The organism is Lysinibacillus sp. NPDC086135 (assembly GCF_044746345.1).
GTDB lineage: Bacteria > Bacillota > Bacilli > Bacillales_A > Planococcaceae > Lysinibacillus.
This window is the reverse complement of the sequence record NZ_JBIVCA010000007.1, coordinates 102,390-125,831: the sequence shown is the minus strand read 5'-3', so window position 1 is coordinate 125,831 and position 23,442 is coordinate 102,390. Positions and strand designations below refer to the sequence as shown.

Below are 23,442 nucleotides of genomic sequence, written 5' to 3'. Positions count from 1 at the left end.
CCCTCTCTCCTTATATTAGACCTAATGTTTTTAAGTGATCTTGTAAAATACGATAATTATATACTAAATCCTGCTGCTCAAGAGTAAGTGCGTCGTATAGTTTTTGTGCAGCCAGTACTTTCTTTTCAAACGTTTTAGCGTCTGGGTCCAGCTCACCAATCGCATTCACCACTTTTAACACTGCTGTTACATCTTTTTCTGCTTTCTTTAAAGCATCGTAGTTAAGAACTTGTCCTTTTACTTTAGAATCTAATGCTTTATATGCAGCAGAAGCATTCGCTACATCTTGAATATATGTGCTAGAAGCCGGATTAAGACCAGCTATAATCCCAACAATTTTCTTTACTTCACTCATATTTTTCTCAGCTTCAAGCAAAATATTGTAATTAGATACTCTTTGCTTATCTACAGTACTTAAGCTATCGTAATCTTTTCGTACAGATTCTATCATACCAAAATACAATTTGTCGCTTGGCTTTAAGGCTGCAATACTTTGATAAACTTTAATAACGTTATCTAATGAAAGAAGTAGCTGCTCGTTATAAACATATCTACGTTGAGTGGCAGTAAGATTATCATATGCTTTTAACACCTTTTGATATTGGCTGTCCATATTTTTCGATGTCATCAGTTTATCAATCTCATTGACAACACTAATGACAGGCTTAATAATTTTTTCTTGCTCTTGCAATGTTTTATAGTTTTCAACTGCATATTGTTGATCTTTTGGTAATGCATTATATGCTGCACGTATCTCTTCAATACGTTTAATATATTGATTTACCGGGACAGTCGGAAGCTCATCAATCATACGCTGTACATTTCCTGCACCTAAGATGCTTGCTTCAGCAGCTTGTAATAAATTGTAGTTTGTCACATATTGCTGCATGTCCTTACTTAGAGCATCGTATAGTGCTCGAGCTTGTACTGTATCTGCATTGAACGTTTTACTAGAAGGCTTTAACTTGCCTATTAATTCAATCACTTTAGCAGTTGGCTCATAGCTTTGTAAAATAGCAATATTTTTGACATATAGCTTTTGGTCTTTTGTCAGCTTATCGTACGCTTTTCGCGCTGAATTTACTTGGCTGACAAATTTACTTGTGCCCGGCTCTATTCCATCGATTTGCACCATAGTATTTAAAATTGCTTTTACTTCTTTTTCACGATCTGTTAACACCTTCACATTAGAAACAAGCTTTTTCTGTCCTGAATTTAGTTTATCGTAAGCAACGCGAGCATTCATAAGCTTCGTTAAATAATCTGGATCATTAGGCACTGCCGCATCTATTAATGCAATAACCGTATGTGCAGATTTCAGCTCAGTCTCAGCTGTGACAAGCTTTTCATAGTTTACGACAACTTTTTGCTTTTCTGGTGGTAATGCATCGTAATTTTTGCGCGCAGAATCTAAATCATTTAAAAATGTTTTACTTGTCGGTTTCAATGTTTCAATCAAGCCTATTAATGTAGCAACATCCTCAACTGCTGTTAGCTGATTGTAGTTTGTTACGCGTTTTTGTGAGGCAGAGTCTAATGCATTATATGCCTTACGTGCTGCCAAAACCTTTTTTGTATAATCCTTATTTGCTGGATTTAAAGCTGCAATTGCATTAATAACCTTCACAACATTGGCATTATTTTTTTCATAAGTTGTTAATGTCTTCGATTGTGTTACTAATTTTTTCGCATTTTTATCCATCGTTTTATATTCTGCAGACATCGCTGCTACTTTCCCTACAAACGTAGTATCTGGCTCACTAGCTAAAGCGATAACACGATTGTCGAAATCTTTAGCTGTTGTAATATAGCCATTCGCGGTTTGAAGAGCAGGATAATTCGTTACAAGTTGTTGCCCGTTAGATGATAGTTTCCCATAATCTGCAGTTAACTGTGTCACTACTTCCGTATATGTTTTTTGCGATGGGTTCAAAGCCATGATGCGTGTCACAATATCCATCGCCTCTACTTGATCCTTCAACGATTTATAGTTTTTCACATATTCACGTTTTGCAGGATCTAGCTTTAAGTAAGCAGTATTAGCAGCCTTCGCTTTTGTAGTATAATCCTTTGCAGTTGGGTCTAACTTTTCCACTAGCGCAATTACTTTATCAGCTGTAGATTGGTTGGCTAACACTTCTGTATATTTTTTGTATGGTGTAACCGCTGCACTATTTGGATTATGCGCTATAACAATTTTCTTTTGGTCAGCTGTGAGCTTGTTCAGTTCAGTCGTTATGCCATCTGTAATTTCCTTAATTTTAGTAGCATCAGAATTTGGATTACTTAGGGTTAATACAAGAGTTTCTAATTGTTTAACTGTTTTGTCTACTACAGTTGCATCATCAACCATTTTTAAAAGTTTCGCAATATCTGCCCCGTTACTTTTGAAATAAGCAATGAGTGCAGCCCCTTCAAAATCATATTGGAGGGATTTACCCGTAACATCTTTAACTATAGCTCTAGCCTTATTGTTGGTTGCAGTATTAACAGCACCTTTAAATGTTTGTTGAACATATAAATAAGTTTTATCAGCATCCGTTGCACCTAAAAATGTCTGATATCTATTCCATGCATCATTAACATCCTTAATGAAAGTTTTACTAGTATAAGAGATACCCTTAATACTTGTACCAATGTTCTTAAGATCGCTTAATAAAATTATTTGTTTTTCTATATAGTTGTATTTAGCTGTAATAAATTCGATTTCATCAATGTCAAAATTATCGCTTAAAAATGCTAAATCTCTTTTGGCAGCAGCCATTTCTGTCGTTGTCGATTTTTCAGATAGTTTTCCATATTGTGCAATAGTTTGTGATTTAGCGTTTGCATTTGTTGCTGCTATATTCACATTAGCTACTTGATTTTCCTGAGAGATTGTTTGAGGTTGACCTTCTTGAGCATTGGCAATCGCCGTCGGAGTTAGTAATAGACTTGTTATTACACCAATCTGTATTTGTTTCTTCAAAATGCCCACCCTTTCTTTTATATAGGTAAATAGATATGTATCATTTATTTCTAATTTGCTACCTTTTGTATCGGTGCATTTTATCCTATTTCAAGCTAATCTATTAAAGAAGCTTATCCTCTTCACTAACAGAAATATTTTTTAGAGTGAATAGTCTTTTTATAGGAAGTTATTGTTAGGATACTATATAATTGAATTATGTGCATTGTTCTGGAAGAAATTTTGGCAAAAGATGACTAATTGCGAGTAAAAATGCTATAGACTTTAGACGAACAAATTTACTACCTAAAAGAATATGTGCCGCTGACGACAGTTATCGTGTAAAAACGAAGCTTAGAGGAAACAGCGCTCGTCTGTTGAAAGCGCTACTCTATATATACTTGCACCTTATATTTTCCAGAAAATATTTTGTTGAAAACATTACTCAAACTAGCGAATAAAAGCTTTGTATAATTGTCTAAAATAACGATTAAATTTTCTCTTTTTCGAGGGAAATCCATGAAAAACTCAGCATTTCTACTATATTATTTTCCAGTAATTAGATGTATACTACAACTTTACGATTTAATTTACGAGAAAGGGAGCTATATATGTTTTATCAATATAAATTTTGGCACAGCTTAGTGCATCCCACTTATTTTACACAAGCTGTTGAGCAAGGAGAACTAAGAGGATATAAAAAGCGATCCTTCGCCGTTTTTATACTCTTTTTGCTTCTATTCGCCGTTCGTGAGTTTTGGGGCATGGGTACTGAAAGCTTAACAACCTTATTTGCATCGAATCATCCAACTGAATACTATACAGCCCGTTTATTATCAATGGTTGGGGTTATTGCCTGGGGAGTTATCTATTATTGCTTCCATTATTATGGCGTTACATACTTGTTACATCTATTAACAGACATTCCTTACAAATGGATTCAGAAGGTACAACTTTATGTAATGGTATTTTTACTTATTGAAAAGACAATTTTATTTGCTGTATTTTATGCTGTTGGTTACACTACTAACTTCTCGTTCTTCTCACTTGCACCTATAGCTCAGCAAGTAATTGATAATGATTATGTACTATTTGCTATCAACCAACTAACCGTAGCAACTGTATTAACAATTATTGTACAATACACGTTCCTTTCAAAATGGGAGGAGTGGTCAGATCGAAAGGCATTATTAGCAAAAATTATTGGTCTTTATGTAGTAATGGCTATTTTTATCGGAATGATTAGTGTGTTACCACTACAAGAATGGATTACAAGGGGGTTAGGATGATGCGCTTTATTAAATCCAGACCTTGGACAAGTTTAAGTATTATTGTGATAGCGTTATTAATTGGTGTAAATGCTTATTTTGTATTTAAGGATGATAGTAAAGTAGCAAGATCCTACTTTATCAATGAATTCCAAAGAGCTACACCTAGTGATCGTGTAGAAACGGTTGAAAAGGATGCGATTGTTGCACCAACACAAACCTATACGATTTCAGCAGATGCGAAAAATCTTGCTGCAATAGATGTAACACGTGGACAGGAAGTACATGCCAATGATTTACTAGCTACCTACAAAACAGAGGAAGTTGACGGTGAATTAGCAAAGCTTGAGGCTGAACGCACTGCTTACGAAACTGAATTAAGTGATTTAGAATCTGCTTTAGCGGATATAGAATCTGAATACGGTGGAGGCAATGACCCAAAAAGCTCTATTAATACCGACCAAATTAGTGAGAAATTAAATGTCTCTGTTAAATTTGAATTAGGTCAGCAAGCTTCTCCATCAACTGCAGTGGCAATACTGAACCGTCATATTGCAGAGACCAATCGTCAAATAGCTTTAATGGATGCACAAATTGGCCAAATTAAAGCGCGCCAAGGTGTTATTTGCCCAGTAGATGGTGTAATCTCAAAAATCACTGAAGAAGCTGGTGCGGTAACATTTGAAATCTATTCATCTGAAAAGTCTATGCTTGCCTACTTATCCGAGGATGAATGGCAAAAGGTTGAAGATGGACAAACCGTTAGTTTTAAACTGCCGCATAACGACGATGATCTATCTGGTATTGTCTTTCAAAAACAAATGATACCAGCAAATAAGGAATCCCTTTGGGCAAATGAACTAGCTAAGTCTGCAAAGCTACCAAAACCTACAAGCTATGAGGTAATACTGCATCAAGATGACATACTAGAAAACATTCCATTTTCAACTGTCGGTAAAGCTTCTATTACCGTAAATCAGGCATCCAACGCGCTTAAGGTGAAATCCGCATGGGTGAAGGCTGGAAAGAATAATAAACATAGCGTTTATACGATTGATGCAAATGGTAAAATACGCCTTGAGGATATCGAGGTTGCCTTTAAAACGGCAGATTCTACGATCTTTACAGGCTATATGGATGCTGGGACACCTATTATTGCAAATGAACAACGCAATATTTTAGCTCGCTCCTTCCGTTCAATACCTCTTAAAAAAATCGAGTGGCGAAATTTTAAAGAGATTGGTTGGAAAGACTACGTAAAATATATTGTCTTTTAGTATACAAAAGCCTCCCCAATTGGGGAGGCTTTTGTGCTGTTAGCGTCTTTTTGATGTTAACCAGCGATTTATCTGGTTTTATCAGTGATTCTTTGATGTTTATCAGCGATTTATCTGGTTTTATCAGTGATTCTTTGATGTTTATCAGCGATTTATCTGGTTTTATCAGCGATTCTCTGATGTTTATCAGCGATTTATCTGGTTTTATCAGCGATTCTCTGATGTTTATCAGCGATTTATCTGGTTTTATCAGCGATGTTGTCTTTTCTACCGGTTTCTTAATTAAATGATGAATTCTCCATTTGTTCTTGTGTCACTAGTTCATAGTTCATTGCTGCTATACCACTTACCTCATGGATCATGCCATGTACATATAGTTTCTCACCATTTTCTCCATTCAGACGGACAGAAAAAGCAGAATTACCTTTTCCGACTCTTTTTACAGTGACACCATCTGCTGAAAGCTCGACATCAACTATTTTATGATCATGCATTGCACCTGTGTATTGCTCAATTTTGAAATCTTTCACCTTAAAGCCAATTTCACTTTTTGGAATGAACGCACTGCTTTTTTCAATCGCTGATGTTGAATACAATCCATAGCCATCAGATTCTGCATGGATACCTACACGTACCGAATGTCCTTTATTATCAGAGAAAGTCGCAATATAGTCACCTGCTTGCAATAACGACAGCACATAGTTACCGCCCTTAGGAATCGATTGTTCATCCCAGCCATCAAATTTATATGGCTTATAGCTGAAAACTTTATCACTAACCGCTTGTCCAGCAGCTGTAGTTAGCTGAATATTTTTCGGATCAAAGCCTAAATCTTGCTCAAAAATCAGTGCTGAGCCAGGTGTCACTTCATCTGTTGGTTGGCAGTTAATTTGTAATTTTCCATCTACTTTTGTTACATCAATTTTATATTTTTGCATTTCGACGATTTCATAATTTTCATCATGATCAATATTGTAGCCAACCAGCATGAAATAGCCCGATCCCTCTTGTAACGCCTCTATCTTCATATCGTTATTTGTTCGAAGAATACGGAAGAATTCATGCTCTCCATCTGGCGTTAGATTATCGTTAGAATAAGCATCAATATTAGTTGAATTAAACTCCTGTGCAGTAAATGTTTGGGTCACTCGTTTAGCCTGCATAGCTTCAAGACGATGAATAAATAACGCAAGCTGCGAACGATTGACAGTCTCTTTTAAACCAAAAGTAGTTGGTGTAATCCCCTTCGTTATATTATTCTCAAACAATGGAGCGACTGCGTAATAAGCATCTGAATATTTTACAATATCCTTAAATGGTAATGTCCGACCAATAGTAGATTCTAAATGATATGCCGTTGTTAGCATTCGCGCTAATTGTTCACGTGTAATCGCTTGATTGACACCGAAGGATCCGTCAGCAAACCCTGAGACAATCCCTTCACTTTCTAAGGCTGCTATGGCCCCATAATATTCATCGCTCGGTTTTACATCTGTAAATTGTGGGTCCATTACATTTTTAGTATCCAGCCCTAGAAGACCTGCTAAAATCTTCGAAGCCTGTCCACGCGTCACATCAACGAATGGCTTAAACGTGCCATCAGCATAACCTTTAATAATTCCGCGTTCAGCTAAATCCTTTACCGCTACACCATATTCCTTCGTGTAATCAACATCAGAAAATTTATCTGTTGCCTGTGCAGTTGGTACTACTACAATCGCACTTGTCGCTAATGCAGCAACTATTGTCCCTTGAAATAAAGTATGCTTCTTCATCACCAGCTCAACCCCTTAACATATTTTGTCTATCATACTATTATAATACGTATAAGGGAATCCAAATATTTCATAATCTTCAATTATGAAGAGTTTCTTTTTTCTATCGAATGTTAGGGTGAGGCACTGTGTGAAGTCTCATCTATTGACTACCAAGTTCATCGGTTCGAGATATATTTGACATTTTTGTGATTTTATTTAGCGTTACGACTTTTCTTTCCCTCATTCTCCCTCTTTTTCCGTCGTTATCACTCTTTTATCCATTACCCCTGCTCATCTAACCATCGTCTTAATTTTCCTCATAAGTAAAAAAACAGCGGAGAGTTCGATTTAACTCGAACCTCCACTGTTTAAAAAATATTTCTTAGTTTTTGAAGTCTTGTTTAGCTGTAACTTTTACAGGAGTTGCGCTTTGACCACCAATGTTTACACGAGCATTGAATACGTCTCCAGCTTTACCTGTAGCAGATGCTGTAGCTGTACCGTTATTGCTGAATACTACTTCACCAGAAACTTTAGATAAAGTTAGTGTTGCAGCAGCAGTTGGAACACCGTTAAATACAGCTTGGCCTTTAACTACGCCAGTAGCATCAGCTTCAGCAACAGTTGCCATTACGCCGTATTGGTCAGTAACAACTACGTCAGTTAATTTGAAGAATGCATCTAAGTCGAAGTCAGCAGCTACATTGTAAGAAGAAGTTGTTACGAAGTTAACAGCGTCACCATTAATGTATTGTTGAGCTTTACCATCTTCTACTACAGCTACTTTTTCTACTTTAGGAGCAGCTTTAGAGAGTGTTACTTCTTTCACGATTTCTTCACCAGTAGCATTGATTGTGATTGTTACTTTTGCAGTTGCAGTTTTAGCATCTTTATCGAATTCTACTTTAGCTGCATCATCAGTAGTAATATTACCATCTGCAACGTTTGTAAGAACTGCAGATTTTACTGTGTAGTCAGAACCTGCTTTAAGTGTAACTTCTCCACCATTAGCAGTTACTGCTTTCACTACGATGTCTTTGCCATACTTATCCGGAATTACTAAATCTGCTTTACCAGCTTCTTTTTCAGTTACGTAGATAGGTTTAATATCTTCTACATTATAAGAAGTGAATGAGCTATCTTTTACAACTGAGAATTGTTTAGAGTAAGTGCTTGCTTCAATTGCAGTATTACCCTCTTTTACAAGTTTGAATGTTACATTAGCAGTTGTTTTAGTAGCGCCTGCTTTGTATGCTACTGTAATTTTGTTGTCAGCAGCACCGATTTTACCTGTTACTTCGAATGGTGCATTTTCATCTGTAGATGCTTCGATTGTGTATTTTGCTGTTGCAAGTTTTGCAAGAAGCTCATCAGTTGAAATAACTTGACCGAATTGATCTTCAACTACGATGTCTTTTGCAGTGATTTCTACTTTTTCACCAGCAATTTCACGGATAGCTGTGCTCACTTTGCTATTTAAGCCAGTGATTACTTTTGGTGCAGTTGTAGATTTAGGAATAACTGTTTGAGTTGCAACTTTACCAGTTGAAGATGTTACAACAACAGTTACTGGTGTGTTTTCTTTTACGTTAGCGCCTACTACTTTTGCATAAAGCTCGCCATCTTTTTCTACTAAAGATCCACCAGTAATAGAGATACCTTTAGTACCATTTAATACAGTAGTATCCTTAATTGAATTACCTTGTTTGTCTGAAACAAATAATGGGAATAGGATGTCTGCTTCAGCAGTAACAACTTTTGTTGGTGCGCCTAATGTAACTGAATCAGCACGTACACCTTCAGCAACTTTCACTGTCGCTTGTCCATTTTTACCAGTTGCTTTAGCGATAACAATTACGTTTGTTTCACCAGTTGCCACAATATTCTCAACTGGAAGAACAACTACATCTTTGCCTTCAATTGTTTGTTTTTCAAATTCACCGAATGTTGCAACAGCTTGGTTTGTATTTGTTACTAGAACTTCATCTTTTAGACGTTTTACGTCAGTAATTTCTTTACCGTATTGGTCTTTTACAGTAACAGGAAGATAGAATTTATCTTTTGCTAAAGCAGTATCTTCAGTTAAAGTTTTGCCATCTTTGTTGTAAAGAGCACCAATTGTTACGTCAGATGCTACAGTTTTTGCAGAAACTGTTACAGTTTGTGTTGTTGTAGTTGCAGTTGCACCATGGATCACTGTAAGTACTACTTTGTCGCCTTCTTTAAGGCCATCTTTAGTGATTGTAATAGAGCCGTTCGCATTTGGATCTGCCTTAGCGCCTGCTGCAGAAACTGTTAATGATGAAGCGTTTAATTTTGTAATATCTTCACCGTATTGGTTTTTAATTTGGTAACCGATTGTAGCTGTATTTGTATTGTCGATTAATGGAGCTACTTCACCAAGGATTTCAATAGAAGAAACTTTTTCGTCTTCTGTTTTCACAGAACCAGTTAGTGCTTCATCTGTAAGACCAGTTACGTTTACAGTGAATTCACCTTTTGTAATTTTGCTTGTTAATTCAATTGTTGCAACTGTTTTATCTTCGTTCCATGTAATAGAAGAGAAGTTAGATTTGAAGCCATCTTTTTTAAGCTCAAATTTAGCTTTTTCAGTTTCAACTGGTTTATTGAATGTTACAGCTAAAGTTTTTGCATTTACTGCATCAACAGATTTTACTTTTACCGCAGTTACATATGTAACTTCAGCAGAATAAGTTTTGCCATCGATAACGAACTCTACTTTAGTTTCTTTGTTTTCTGGAAGTGGAGTTGGTAATGTTACCGTGTGTTTTTTGTCATCAGAAAGTGTTACTTCTAATGTTGTTGCATCTACAACTTTAACTTCTTTAACAGTTAAAGATGCTTGTTCACCCATAGTAATTGTACGGTGTAAGAATGATGCAAATTGACCGCGCGTTACTGAGTTTTTAGGATTGAACTGTTGTATAGTTTTAACGTTTGTAATACCAGCATATTCTAACGCTATGATTGCTTCGCGATTTTCTGTAGCTGTAGCTTTGTCTAAATCAGTGATAACAGATTCGAAGTCAGCATCTTTGTAATCAGCTACTAAATCTATGTTATAAACAGTTTTGATAGCACGTACTAAAACAACTGCCATTTGCTCACGGCTCATGTTATTAGCTTGCATTAATTGGTTATTTGAACCTTTGAATACGCCAGCATCTTTAACAAGTGCTGCATATTGTAATAACTCTTTGTCAGATGTTGATGTTGGTAAATCAGTGAAACGAGCTTTTGTTGCATAGTCTGCAGGAATTTCGTAATTTTCTGAAACTAACCATTTTCCTAAGAATTTAGTTACATTACCACGAGTAACTACAGCATCCGGTCTGAATGTGCCGTCTGGGTAACCTGCTACGATTTTAGCGTCTGCTAATGCTAAGATAGCGTCCTCATGGTCATTATCTTTAATATCAGAAAAGCTTGCTGCGCTTGCTGCTGGTACGATTGCTGATGCTACTAGGGCTGCTGATGCTGCGCCTACAACCCATTTACTATATTTTTGTTTCATATGAAATTACCTCCTAGATAAATTAGCCAATATTCGTGGCTACGACTTCATTATAAGAGTACGAGATGATAAATTTCAAAATGAAATACCTGGAATGAAAATTGTGGTAATGATTTAGTTACAAAGGTTTTTAAACCATAATTTGTACAAATATTGTTATCACTACCATCCTGAAAATTAACAGACAAACCTTACTGCCACAAGGAAAATATACCATATTACCCATGTCATTTTTACCATCCAAATTTCTACAATTTTCGACTTTCAAGCAATAATTGATTAAAAACCATTGTGAACAATTCGTGAACTCATGTCACAATTAAGTAGGTAATTTATTCTTGTATTTCCTATATTCTATTATATTTTTCCATAAATTTTATATATTATTAGTTTTTGGTATATTACATAAGCCATTTTTCGTTCAGAAATTGACTTATGAATTGGCACTTTTTAATCAGCAATTGCAGTTATTCTATCAATATTTGGTATTTTATCAGCAATTTTTTTGAGATTATCGTTGTCATAGCTTTTTAGCGATTCTAAGCTCTTTATTAGCGATCTTCTAAGGGGGTATCGGCGATTCTAGCCTTTTATCAGCGGTTTTCTTAAGGTTATCAGCGATTCTATGCTTTTTATCAGCGATCTTCTTGAAGGTATCAGCTATTCTTGCTTCACGGGCTTTTAACACGGGGCGTGCTGGACATTTATAGCATGGGGTTTTTATTATATTAATTTGCTTTGAAAATGGGGCTTATTAAAATGGTTGGAACGTATGCCTCGTATCGTATGCCATATTCGTGAATCTATTGAAACTGCGGAATGGTAGATGCTATCGGCGATACTTCTATCCCTAGCGGTGCTTCCCTATTTGCTACCGGTGAAACAAAAAAAGCAGTGATTTCTATAATTAAAGAAATCACTGCTTTTCCTATGCGGTACGCTTTTTTATTCTCCCAATTACAAACTGACTAAATGGAAGCATCGAAATTAACTTCGTCACCGTAATACAAACGATTAGCGCCCACAACATTAGCAATGGCACTCGCACAAGCGTACTATTAAAATGATCCACAAACCATCCTGTTGATATCCGCAGAACCTCCCAATGAATGAGATAGATCATAAACGCATATCGACTTAGCAATTGAACCGTTTTCGTATAAGGTAGCGACTGCCCCCAGGCAATTACCAACAAGGCGATACTTATAACAAGCGGTATTAAATCAAGTCGTCTCGAATGCGTCTCTGTATAACCGAGCTGCAGACGGATATATAAAAAGATAGCAGATAACACGAACAACACAACCATCGCGTAACGATACTTTTTCGCAAGCGCAGCAATCTGCGTATAATACACACCCATCGCATATGCTATCGCAAAATAACCAAGCCAGCCCGTAAAGAGTAAACGCAACATGAGATCATTCTCTTCAAAAAATGGATATGGCAAGGCAATCAATGAATTATGGATTAACATAATCAGCACACATAACGGTAAAAACCAAGCCATAGACCATTTAAAACGCTTCATCAACGTAAAGACTACATATAACTGCATCATAACCACAACAAACCAGCCTACAAACCCACCGTAAACAACATTACTGACAAACTTTTCCCATACTAAGCCATTGTGATAAATTATCTCTACAATTACAGAATCAAGTATGGCCCACATTAAATATGGCAGAAAGATATATTGAATTCTATTCGGCCAAAAGTTATTCGGTATTTTAACCTGATAACGATTCGCCAAAATTAAAATAGACAACAAAATAAACGTCGGCGTTGCATAACAGAGCGCAATCCGTAAAAACAGATAAAACGACTGCTCTGGCTCTACACCTACCTCCATAATAATCCATGAAGAGGTGTGTAATAATAAGATAGACAAACACGCCACCACACGCAGTAAATCCCACTCTTTGATCACTAAACATTCTCCTAAAACTATTATATCTCATTTAAGTCTGTCATAGTTTGTCGATCAATGCAATGGAGATACTTGTTATCTATGCTATAATGAGGGGATTATATTAAAAAGAGATAGATTAGCAAAATAGATATATTTAATAGAGAGATGAAATCGTCGTTGGAGGAAGTTTTAAGCGAATTAAAGCAAATCAATCAACGTCTTGATTCAATTAAAAATCGCCATGAATCGTTTTGAGTCAGTAGAAAGTCGTCTTGAAATAAGAGGCTTTGAGCAGCAGCAAATCAAATAAGCTTTTCTTGAAACGAACGAAAAAGTAAACCGACTTGTAGCTATTCAAGCCAGCACCGCATTATTGAATTACTATTAGCCCGCTCGGTCCAGCATGAGGCTGAGTTGAAAAGAGTAAGCGGACTATAGGTGTTGCCTGTGTTGCTCTCCTCGTAGAATTCTACGTAGATTTTTCCTACTATTCCATATTTATTGTTGGATAAGCTTATTGATGTTAAAGCTTATCTTTCCTATTTTAAATACTAATCTTAAAAGGCTAAACTCTCATCTCTAAATTTATACTTTTTTAAAGTCGTATCTGATTTTAAGAAAAGTGGATGTTGTGGCATACCATATCTGTTTAGATTAAGATAGTGTAAATCTCTACCTACATCTTCTGAATATTTCAAAACTGGATAAGTTGCATTAAACCACGCTCCTTTTTCTCCCCATGCAGCTACAATAATTTTGGCATCATCAATCGCTCTTTTTACATACTCTATATTTTCAGGATGAGTCCGTAATTCCTCTTTTAATAAATCTTCCGGATCTTTAGAGCGTAGTGAAAACAAATTAACAACGCCAATAGAACCAAAAGAATTACTTTTAGCAATCTTAATACATTTATCCAATGTTCGATCACACTTTTCCATATCCGCTAAACTTGGATTCAACATGATAAAAAGACATAATGGCAAATCACTATCCCATTCACAACAAAAAAATAATCTATGTCTTTGTGATTCATCAAATATAACTTCAATCTCTTCATTAGACTTCCATGGTCTCATCTTCAACATCTCCTTTATGAACTGATAAATACTTTTTCTAGTAAACATATAGATTATCCTCCCTAAATTGGTATTTTTCATAAAATATGTAGATATTTAGATACGACTATAGGTATCATTAAAAATGATAAATTATGTTGATAATGTAGTATTCCATGCTGAATTCGATGGACCTACTGAAAATGCACTTTTGAAAAGAATAAGCATTCAAAACCCTAAAGAGAACTACGAAAATTAGTTTGAAATGAACATTATAAATCACAAACGCCACTTAACTTTGAAGTGGCGTTTTGTGTACTCTTCTCTATTCATAAAGAAGAAAGTAATATCGAAAGTCTAAGGTCACTGCATTATCGGAACTTTCCATCACCAAATTTTCTCCACCCATTCTGGATGGTCTATAAACGGATTTCGATTGCCTTGGATATCGTAAATTCTTTCATTTCTTCGTTTTTCATATTCATCTACAGGATCTTGCTTGTGCCATTTTAAAAGAACAGAGAGTTTACCGTGATAGAGGGCTGTTCCATTATTGACTTTATCGTTTAATTCAAGATCAATCTTATCTCCAGGTTCATAACGAGTTGCCATATATAATAGTATACGTGCCACATCACCTTTTACGCGATTAGGTGGTTCGAATGAATCTGAATCTTTAAAGCAGCCATTACAACCAGCGACTGGACTACCCCCATTGTCAAAGTCTAAATTTCCTCTTGAACTATTAACTTGTACATCGGTTGCGCGTAAATGATGGATATCTGTTCCGGGTCCTTTGCTTGTCCCAAAGTTTCCGTGTGATTTTGCCCACGTATGCTCTCGGTTCCAGTTTCCTACATTGCCGCCACTGTTTGTTTTTGGACTAGATTTCCCAGAGTAAAATAAAATGACATTATTCGGATTATTAGGATCTTCATCTGTATACTTTAAAGCATCCCAAACATCATCATAAGAAAGTACCTTTTGTTCAGAAATGATATCATGAAGAGCCCTTTTTAGTGCTTGACCTTCCTTGTTATATGCGCCTGCATAATAATCATTAGCTATTACTGTCACGCTGAAGCTTGTCGTGACACTTTTCTTGCCATCAGATGCTGTAACGCCAACAATATGACTACCCTCATCTAAATTGAGTGTTAATAATTTTCCACTTATAGTACCCTTTGTAGCCGTAAATGAAAGTTTATCACCATCAGGATCGTAAAAATGATCTGTTAAATCAATTCGAATTTCCTCTCCAACAGCTACAGTTTTGTTTGAAATCGGATTTTTAATGATTGGTTGTTTGTTTTCTGAAGGCAAAGAAGGATCCACAATGGGATCCCCCTTCGAATTTGTAAATTTAATTTGTTCAGGAGCTGCGCCCTTTTTATAGATTATCGATTGTATATCTATATTTTCAGCGCCTCTTATTTCACTGACATTTGGACCTTCAATTGTGAGTGTTTTCACGCTATTGCCTTTAAGGTCGATAATCATCCCTGCTTTAGCTGGACTAAGGAAAACATCAGTCGTCTTAAAGCCTTCTCCATGTAGTTCCGCATAGGCCCCTTTTAGGAAAACACCTTTTGGAATAACAGATTGAGCATCTAAATGTACTGCCACACTAGGTTTATTTATTGTCAATTTGTTTGTTTTGAAGTTCTTATAGTCATATACTATTTCAGGCAGAATCGGTTCAACAGTTGAACCTTTCTTAACATCGATTTGTACCATTACAGGATCATGGTCACTTGCACGACCAGCCATGTCCGTGAAATCAGCGTTAATATGAAGGATATCGACATCTGTTTTTTCTGCCAAATTGTTTGACACTAAAATATGGTCTAATACTTGTGAGTTCCCCTGATAAACATATGTGTAACGATCCGAAGCATCCACTTTATTAATCATATTTGTCATCAATTGACCTTCATGGATTTTAAGTGCATCAGCGAATTGGTAATCATTAAAATCACCTAAAGAAACAATATTTGCATCCGGATTTTTTGATTTAACGTCCTCAACAAAATTATAAACAATGTTGGCGATTTTTTTACGTTGCCCTTCACTTCCATACTTTGGCGGCTGAATTGCACCAAATAAAGGAGTATCTCCATTTTTAGAATTCCAATGATTTGCGATAACAATTACATCTTCACCTTGAAATTCAAATTGTGCAGCTAAAGGTTTGCGGCTACTATTAAACGCTTCATTTGCCGGATCAATTCGGCCAGGGTTCAATGTTAATTTCCCATCTTTATAGCCAACTGCTGTTGTAGCATCTCCTGATGGCATACCTTCATTCAGCTTAACTCGCTTTGGATTATAAAGGAAGCCAACTCGAATATTAGCGTCCGGTGCTCCACCATCTTGATTGTTAATTGGATCGATATTAACATACTGATACTCGACACCACCGACACCTTTAATAGCGTCAATTAATCTTTTATAACTTTGATCTGCTTTTGAATCACCCGCAGATGGCCCATTATTATCCTGAACCTCTGTTACACCAACAATATCAGGGCTACCCATATCAATACCAATTGCTCTTGCTAGTTTTCTCGCTTTATCATCAGTTGTAGAAGTTTTGTTATTAGAGAAGTTCTCCAAATTATACGAGGCAATTGTTAACTTATCTTCTGCCTTTACTATTTTCGTTGTCTCTGGTGCTGTATCTCCTTTTTCATAAGCTGCCTTTATCTCATCTAACGAAGCATAGATTTTAAAGTTTTGATAGGAATAGCCAACGATTCCCGTAATTGGCCCTTTAAATTTATCACCTGTAGCCACTTCAAAATCACGTGCAGCGCCATTCGGTTCTAGTCGCAATTGAATTCTGTTCGGATTTGCATTTTCTTTCTCATACAATACCCCACCGTGAATTGTGTCCGTTGATTCATCCTCAAGTACTGTTACTAAATCTCCATGCTCCTGTGGTGCTACCGCCTTCACGTTTCCAACTTCTACTCTCATACCTTCAATACTTTCCCAAAAATCAATAGCATCAATTGTTGGATTAAAAATTTGGAGTTGATCACTGTCGATTTGACTAAATGACATTTTTAGCTTATCGATTTCAATTGCTTTTGGTAAAGCTACACTACTTTTAATAACTTCTACTTTTCCATCTTGATCGTCACGCACATTAATTTGAGTTGTTTTTAAATCTGTTTGCTGCCTATCATCATAGCCATCGTAAGCATATTCGCTTACTTTACCTTTAACAGATACTAAATCCCCTACCTTTATTGGCCATGGTTTCTTTCCACTGTACAGAAAAATTCCTTCAGAAGTATTCGGATCATGATCAGCCAATTCATCTGGCGTTTGAATCGTATAATACCAATTATTATTTAACGTAAATGAATAAGTTACGATTCCTTCAATTCCTTCAACTGTTTTACCATCAAATGTTGAAGCATGCCCCGCACCTTGAATATCATGAATTTGTAGTTGATCAGCAATGCGATAATCAAATGTAGTTATTTCGCTATATGTGCCATCTTTCGCTTTAACTATTGCTTTTAAAGTCGTATTTTTGCTAATTTCAATTGGTGTCTCATATTTAAGACTTTTATCAGTTGGCACCGTGCCATTTAATGTGTAATAAATTTCTGCATCGGCTGTCGGAGTTGTTAAAGTAACTGTTGTCTTTCCAACAAACGTTCCACTTTCAGGGGATGCGCTTGCAGGCTTTAATGCTGAACTATCCACTACAATATCTGCTTTTGATCGAGGAATTACTTGATAGTCTTTATCGAATTGTTGAACAATACCAGTGATAGATTCATAGTTTGTACCGGCAGCTAGATCTAGCGAATTTGTTTCATCTCGTACGAGGAAATTCGTTCCGTCACTTGCAGTAAAGTTTGCCCATCCAGCCACCTGTTGAACGTCTGTAAGCGTAACATTTTTCACTGTTACTAACTGTGATTCGCTATCTTCATTTACTTGAGCACCTGTTACAACCTTTGGAGAAGGTACACCTGCATTTTCAATCTTTTCAACGATTATAGCACCGTCTAATTGTAGTAGCCCACGATAGTCAGCTAACTTACCTTTTAAAGTAACTTCATCACCAATAGACATAGCTAGATTAGGAGGTCTTACGGCGATACCACCTGTTTCGTCTTGGACGGAGAACGTATTTTTCAAGCCCGCCGCAACTCTACCTTTAATAGTTACAGTTTCACCTACTCCTTTACTCCGAGCTTCTCCAATTGAAAGAATTGCCGGTGCTTCAGGGTCAACAGGCTCACCTGAATCAATATCCATAACGTGCTGCCCTAAATTAGAAAAATCATCTACCGGATATGAAGTCCATTCTAAAGCTGCATTAAATGGATCCTCAATATTTGTATCACCCGACAAGACTGAACTCTTCCTTACTAAAGTTACATCTTTAGCAAAATCCGCTGAAGGACCAACTTGTCCAATGGAATCAACTATTTCACCAGCTTTCCTTAAAACGACTGGATCATTTCCATTAAAATTAATAACAGTTGAGTTTTCTAGATTTCCTTTTGCTTTAATGTTAGGCGCTGCATCTTTATGATATAAAACATAAGTAGCTCCGCTTTCTAGAGTACCCGTCAGACTCACTTTATTTTTCGCAGTAACTTCCCCGTTCGTATGAAGCTCTAACGTATAATTGCTTAAATCAACCGCTGCACCTGTACCATTATATATTTCAATGGCTTTATTGAAGGAGCTTCCTTCTATATACTCCGAAATGATTAAATCCTTTGCTAATGTTTCAGCTTGTACAGTGAGGGGTGCTACTGGTGCGGCAACACTCGCGACTAGAGTTGTTGCTAAAAAGGCGTTTATCGGCTTCTTCCAATTCTTTTTTGACATCTAGTTAATTCTCCTTTCAATTTAGGAAAGTTAGTTTTTAAAATGCAAAGCCTTCCCTCTACTAAGAGAAGACTTTGCAAAAGAATTATAGAATTGTTTCTCATTTAACTATGATTCCTTCAAAATAAACTTTTTTCAGTATCTGTCTTTAAAATTGTTTAGATTGCAATTAAAGACAAAGAAAACTTAACTTTGCTATCTCCACCTTTTCCGTCTCTCTCTATCTAGGCTGTCGATTTACTTCATCGTCTACGGCGTGCCATAAATAGCCGAACTATTCAAAACATATTTCCCCACTACATATATATGTAAACATATTATTATTAATTCACTATTTTAATAGTATTTATATTATGTTAAAAAGTTGTAATATCAAGAATACGTATTTACTACAGGGAATTTAATAATTTAAAACGAATTATTAACACATAAATACAAATAACACTCTAATAAGGAGCCAATTTATCTTATTTGCTAAATTTTAAAAAGGACAAAATACTTTTATATCAAAAGAAATAGAATCTTATGGTGCCGTAGCCCAAAGTTAGAGTGTGTCAAACAATCGGGGCGCTGTTCAGAGCTAAAAAATCAAACATTGAAGTATTTTTTACATGGCAAAATATAGCAAAGACAAAGCAGCTAGAAAGCATCCATGAAAGCCAACATCGCATTATTGGACTAGTATCAGCACGGTCAACCTATCATTAGGCTAAGTTGGAAACGATTACAATGTACAATAAACGCCCACTTCAAATTGAAAATTGAAGTGAGCGTTTTGTGAACTCTTCTAAAGTTCTCACTTAATAAGGAAAGAGGAAGTATCACAAGTTTATTCTATATATCACTTTCAGTTAATTATTTTTGACTGACAGATCTAATGGGGAATGGCCTAAATAGAAAAAGCCCTGTAGGAGATTTTTCTCCCACAGGACCATATTATAATCTAACTATTAATTTTAAATAAAATTATTTAGAAAGAACAGTAGATGTTTTTACTGTGTTACCACCAGCATCTTTAAGGGCAGCACCTTTAAAGTTGATAGCAGTTAGAGCTTTATCTACAACTACTGCTGCATTATATGCATGTTTTACAGTAATAACTTTTTTATCTGTGCTAACTGTTGCTACAGTACCAGAAACTGTTTTACCGTCAATAGTTAATTCTAAAGCGTCACCAATAGCTAATACTTCTACAGCTTCAGAGAACGTTAATGTTAACTCTCCGTCAACTGCTGTAGTTTCTGCTACATAACCACCTTTTGTTGTATCAGTACCAGCTCCTACTAAATCACCTGCTGTTTTTACAGTTGCTGTAACTACTTTATCAGCAGTAGGTAATGCATCAATCGCTGCTTTTACATCAGCTTGTGTTGCTGTAGCTTTAATTGTAACTGTTACTTCTTTATCAGTTGCATTATATGCAGCTGAAGCTTCACCTGCAGCTGGTGTACCGACTACAAGGTTAACTGTAATACCATCACCATTACCACCTGCAGCATCAGTTGCAGTAAATGTAACATCTGAAACCACAATACTACCTTTAGTACCTGGAGTACCTACTGCTGGTTTATCTTCTTTTGCTTCAGTAGTGATTTTAGCTGAGTTTAATACAGTCGCTGATACTGATGCATTAATAGTATAAGTTGCTTTTGCTTTACCATCTTTTGCAGTTACTTCTACTGTCCAAATAGTACCATCAGCATTTTTTGTTGCCGCTGCTACTTTTGCACCAGAGTTTGTAGTAGTTACTACTACTTCTTCTGGTTTAATAGTAGTTAAATCTGTACCAACTGGGAATACTACATTATAAGTATTACCTGATCCAGTTGCTGCAACATTTTTCACTTTAATAGATGATACTGAAGTATCTTCTTCTCCAACTGCAATTGTATCAGCTGGTTTATCTCCACCATTATTAATAGCAAGAACATAGAATGTTACAGTATTATCTTTTACTTCGTAAGTTGCTTTTACACTGCTATTTGCATCTTTAAGAAGTTGTACAAATTGCGCTTCAGAAAGTGGTGCACCATTTACATTTTTATAAACATATGTTTTACCTGTTTCACCAGCATATTTTATAGCAGCTTTATCGCCATCTTTATCATTAAATACGACAGTTTTCTTATCAGTATTGAATGATTTGATATTGCCAGTAAATAAGTTAGTTACTTCAGATGTAGAAGTGAATGTTGCTGTTGCTTCTTTAGAAGTGAATGCAAATTCTTTTACAGTTCCATTTTCTGTTTTCTTAGCAACACCTGTAGCGATAACTTTTACAGAAGTAGATTTTTCTTCTTTAGAAGTAACAGTAATTTTCCCATCTGGAGCAATTAAAGTATGAACACGATTAGGTTGGATGTCAACACCATTCACTGTTACATCTTCAGCACCAGTGTTATAGATAGTATAAGATACATCTTTAATTTCATAACCTGAAGTAGCTACTTCTTTACCACTTTGGTTTGTAAGTTGTACTTCAAATGTAGCTTTATCTTTGCCACTGAATTTTGAAGTTTCTTTTGAACCGTTTTTAGAAACTAGTTTAGAACCTTCAAGATACTCAGCTTGGAAGTAAGAAATAGGAGCAATTGCAAATGGTTCGCCTTTATTTAAGCCAACATTTGTTCCATTGCTAATGCCAATCCAAGCAATAGGTGTAGCATAAGTGTTTACTTTATCATCTGGAGTTGCAATGACAAAGCTTGCTTCACCTTTTGAGTTAGTTTTAACAGTGATTTTGTCACCATCAAAAGCAACTTGTTCATCATCTACTACTTTAACAAATTTAGCAGAAGTTACTGTAGAAATAACACCATCAATATTTTCGTTAAATGCAACATTTACTGTTTCATTTGCAGCTAATTTGCCATCTTTATCTTTAACAACAATATTATATTTACGTCCATTTTTAAGACCAGTTGCAGCTACTTCTCCACCATCGCGTTTTACTTCGATATTGTATGAAGCTTGAACAGCACCAAATGTTACTTTAGCAGCAGATGCTTGTAGTGTATCTGGAGTATATTTTTGGTTAAATCCAGTTGTTACAACTGTACCGTTTGTGTTTGTAGTATTAATTGGAGTAGCTTCGAACACTACTGGAGTTACTACAGCGTTTGAACCTGAAACTGTGAATGTAGCTTCACCTTTTGAATCAGTTTTAATTTGAGCTGCTTTAGTATTAATATCACTTGTTTGTACTACTGCAGTACCGTTAATAGTTACGTTTTGTAATTTATCAACAGTTACATCAATGTTTTCTTTAACAGAAACGTTTAATGTTTTACCCGATACTGGTTTACCAGTTTCTGGATCTTTATAAGTTACTTTGTAAGTTTTGTTAGCACCGTTGTTGATAGTAGCGCCTTCAGTTACTTCAGTAATAGTTAATGTTTGATCAACAGCCCAGAATACATAGCCAGTTGAGAATTTAGAACGGTCACCGTTAGCGTATACAGTTACTGTATCGTTTGTTGCAGCATAACGAGTGTAAGAGTAAGTAGCGATACCTTCATCGTTAGTTAAAGCTTCAACTGTTACAGGAGCTTTTACTCCGTTAGCAGAACCTGGGATGAAGAATGTTACTGGAATACCAGCTTTAGAAGCACCTTCAGCTACAGTAACTTGTGCTTTAAGAGTTACTTGTTGACCAAGTTTACCTTGAGTTGATTTTTCAACTAAATCAACTTTAGTTGGGATTACAGCGTTAACGCCTTTGAATTTACCGATTTCTTCGCCGCCAAGAGATACAGTGTACTCTTTGTCAGCTGTTTGAGCTGCAGTAGTTAAAACAACAACTTTTTTGTTAGTTAATTTTACAGCTGCGTTTTTAACTTCTAGATCTTTGATTTCGAAGTTAAGAGCTTGTACGTTGTCAACTTCTTGATCAAATGTTACTTCAACAGTTGTGTTGTTGATAGCTTTTACAGCAGCTTTTGCATGAGATGGTACTTCAAGTTTCATTGTACGATCTAAGAAAGAAGCGAATTGAGCACGAGTAATTGTGTCATTTGGTTTGAATGCTTTACCTGGTAGTGTAGCTGCTTTTGTTAACTCAGCATACTCTAAAGCTGTGATTGCTTCACGTTGTTCAGTATTAAGACCGCCTAAGTCAGAGATTTCGCTCGTGAATTTAGCATCTTTGTACTCTTTAACTAGATCTACGCCTTGGATTTCTTTGATAGCACGAACTAAAACGATTGCCATTTGTTGACGTGCCATATTTTGTGAGTAGTTTAAGTTGCCGTTTGCACCATTAAATGCGCCTGCATCTTTAACAAGTGCAGCATATTGCACTAATTCTTTATCAGCAGTTGTTACTGGTAGATCGTTGAAACGTTGTTTTGTATTCCAGTCAGCTGGAATTTCATTACCTTCAGTTTCTAACCAGCGACCTAATAATTTAACCACTTGACCACGAGAAACATATTGGTCTGGTTTGAATGTGCCATCTGGATATCCTTTGATGATACCAGCGTCTACAAGAGAGCTGATTGCATCTTTGTGAGAGTTACTATTTGGTACATCTGTGAAACTTGCTGCAGAAGCCACTGGTACGATAGCTGATGCTACTAATGTAGCTGTAGCAGCTGTTGCTACGAATTTTTTGTATTTCTTTGGTTGGTTAGCCATAGAAAAATTTCCTCCTCTAAGTTCATAAAATATGTCTCTACTACAAATACATAGAAATGCAGTAAATAAACAACTACACATAAAAGTATAGTTGCATACCTAAAAGTTGTCAATCATATTTTGGGAAAGTTTCTAATTCATTTCCGGAAAAACATGGGCATACAACTCTCTTTTACCATTGTCATCT

Annotated in this window: 10 protein-coding genes; 3 read left to right on the top strand and 7 right to left on the bottom strand. The window is 36.0% G+C overall.

Annotated elements, in window-relative coordinates; translation table 11 throughout:
* Positions 1-10 precede the first annotated feature (10 nt).
* Positions 11-2,968, bottom strand: coding sequence for a hypothetical protein (locus tag ACIPKN_RS11365; RefSeq protein WP_400936060.1), 2,958 nt, complete (start codon positions 2,966-2,968; stop codon positions 11-13).
* A 590-nt stretch (positions 2,969-3,558) separates the two neighbouring features.
* Here ACIPKN_RS11365 and ACIPKN_RS11360 point away from each other — a divergent pair.
* Genes ACIPKN_RS11360 through ACIPKN_RS11350 form a run of 3 tightly spaced genes read left to right on the top strand, consistent with a single transcriptional unit; the run spans position 3,559 to position 5,782 of the window.
* Positions 3,559-4,236 carry a hypothetical protein gene (locus ACIPKN_RS11360; protein WP_400936058.1) on the top strand — a complete coding sequence of 226 codons (678 nt, stop codon included), beginning with the start codon at positions 3,559-3,561 and terminating at the stop codon, positions 4,234-4,236.
* Entirely contained in the window at positions 4,233-5,492 is a 1,260-nt protein-coding gene (locus tag ACIPKN_RS11355; protein ID WP_400936056.1) for an efflux RND transporter periplasmic adaptor subunit, read from the top strand. The genes ACIPKN_RS11360 and ACIPKN_RS11355 overlap by 4 nt, the downstream gene beginning before the upstream one ends.
* The gene (locus tag ACIPKN_RS11350) at positions 5,459-5,782 is read left to right on the top strand and encodes a hypothetical protein (protein ID WP_400936054.1); all 324 of its coding nucleotides are present in this window, start codon (positions 5,459-5,461) and stop codon (positions 5,780-5,782) included. The genes ACIPKN_RS11355 and ACIPKN_RS11350 overlap by 34 nt, the downstream gene beginning before the upstream one ends.
* Here ACIPKN_RS11350 and ACIPKN_RS11345 read toward each other — a convergent pair.
* From ACIPKN_RS11345 to ACIPKN_RS11320, 6 genes are all read right to left on the bottom strand, one after another.
* Positions 5,771-7,267, bottom strand: coding sequence for an S-layer homology domain-containing protein (locus ACIPKN_RS11345; protein WP_400936193.1), 1,497 nt, complete (start codon positions 7,265-7,267; stop codon positions 5,771-5,773). The two genes, ACIPKN_RS11350 and ACIPKN_RS11345, sit on opposite strands and share 12 nt — an antisense overlap.
* A gap of 364 nt (positions 7,268-7,631) precedes the next feature.
* Entirely contained in the window at positions 7,632-10,784 is a 3,153-nt protein-coding gene (locus ACIPKN_RS11340) for an S-layer homology domain-containing protein (protein ID WP_400936051.1), read from the bottom strand.
* A 928-nt stretch (positions 10,785-11,712) separates the two neighbouring features.
* Positions 11,713-12,717 (bottom strand): acyltransferase family protein, encoded by a 1,005-nt coding sequence (locus ACIPKN_RS11335; protein WP_400936049.1) that lies wholly within the window; start codon positions 12,715-12,717, stop codon positions 11,713-11,715.
* A 539-nt stretch (positions 12,718-13,256) separates the two neighbouring features.
* A complete protein-coding gene (locus tag ACIPKN_RS11330) occupies positions 13,257-13,826 on the bottom strand; it encodes a DUF1643 domain-containing protein (RefSeq protein ID WP_400936047.1) in 570 nt (189 codons plus the stop codon).
* Positions 13,827-14,144: 318 nt separating this feature from the next.
* Entirely contained in the window at positions 14,145-18,620 is a 4,476-nt protein-coding gene (locus ACIPKN_RS11325; RefSeq protein ID WP_400936045.1) for an endonuclease, read from the bottom strand.
* 966 nt (positions 18,621-19,586) lie between these two features.
* A complete protein-coding gene (locus tag ACIPKN_RS11320; RefSeq protein WP_400936043.1) occupies positions 19,587-23,255 on the bottom strand; it encodes an S-layer homology domain-containing protein in 3,669 nt (1,222 codons plus the stop codon).
* Between the last annotated feature and the right edge of the window lie 187 nt (positions 23,256-23,442).

What these genes read in the sequence shown, in the direction of transcription:
- ACIPKN_RS11360 (WP_400936058.1), top strand. Translation starts at nt 3,559, where the DNA reads ATGTTTTATCAATATAAATTTTGGCACAGCTTAGTGCATCCCACTTAT.
- ACIPKN_RS11355 (WP_400936056.1), top strand. Translation starts at nt 4,233, where the DNA reads ATGATGCGCTTTATTAAATCCAGACCTTGGACAAGTTTAAGTATTATT.
- ACIPKN_RS11345 (WP_400936193.1), bottom strand. Translation starts at nt 7,267, where the DNA reads ATGAAGAAGCATACTTTATTTCAAGGGACAATAGTTGCTGCATTAGCG.
- ACIPKN_RS11340 (WP_400936051.1), bottom strand. Translation starts at nt 10,784, where the DNA reads ATGAAACAAAAATATAGTAAATGGGTTGTAGGCGCAGCATCAGCAGCC.
- ACIPKN_RS11330 (WP_400936047.1), bottom strand. Translation starts at nt 13,826, where the DNA reads ATGTTTACTAGAAAAAGTATTTATCAGTTCATAAAGGAGATGTTGAAG.
- ACIPKN_RS11325 (WP_400936045.1), bottom strand. Translation starts at nt 18,620, where the DNA reads ATGTCAAAAAAGAATTGGAAGAAGCCGATAAACGCCTTTTTAGCAACA.
- ACIPKN_RS11320 (WP_400936043.1), bottom strand. Translation starts at nt 23,255, where the DNA reads ATGGCTAACCAACCAAAGAAATACAAAAAATTCGTAGCAACAGCTGCT.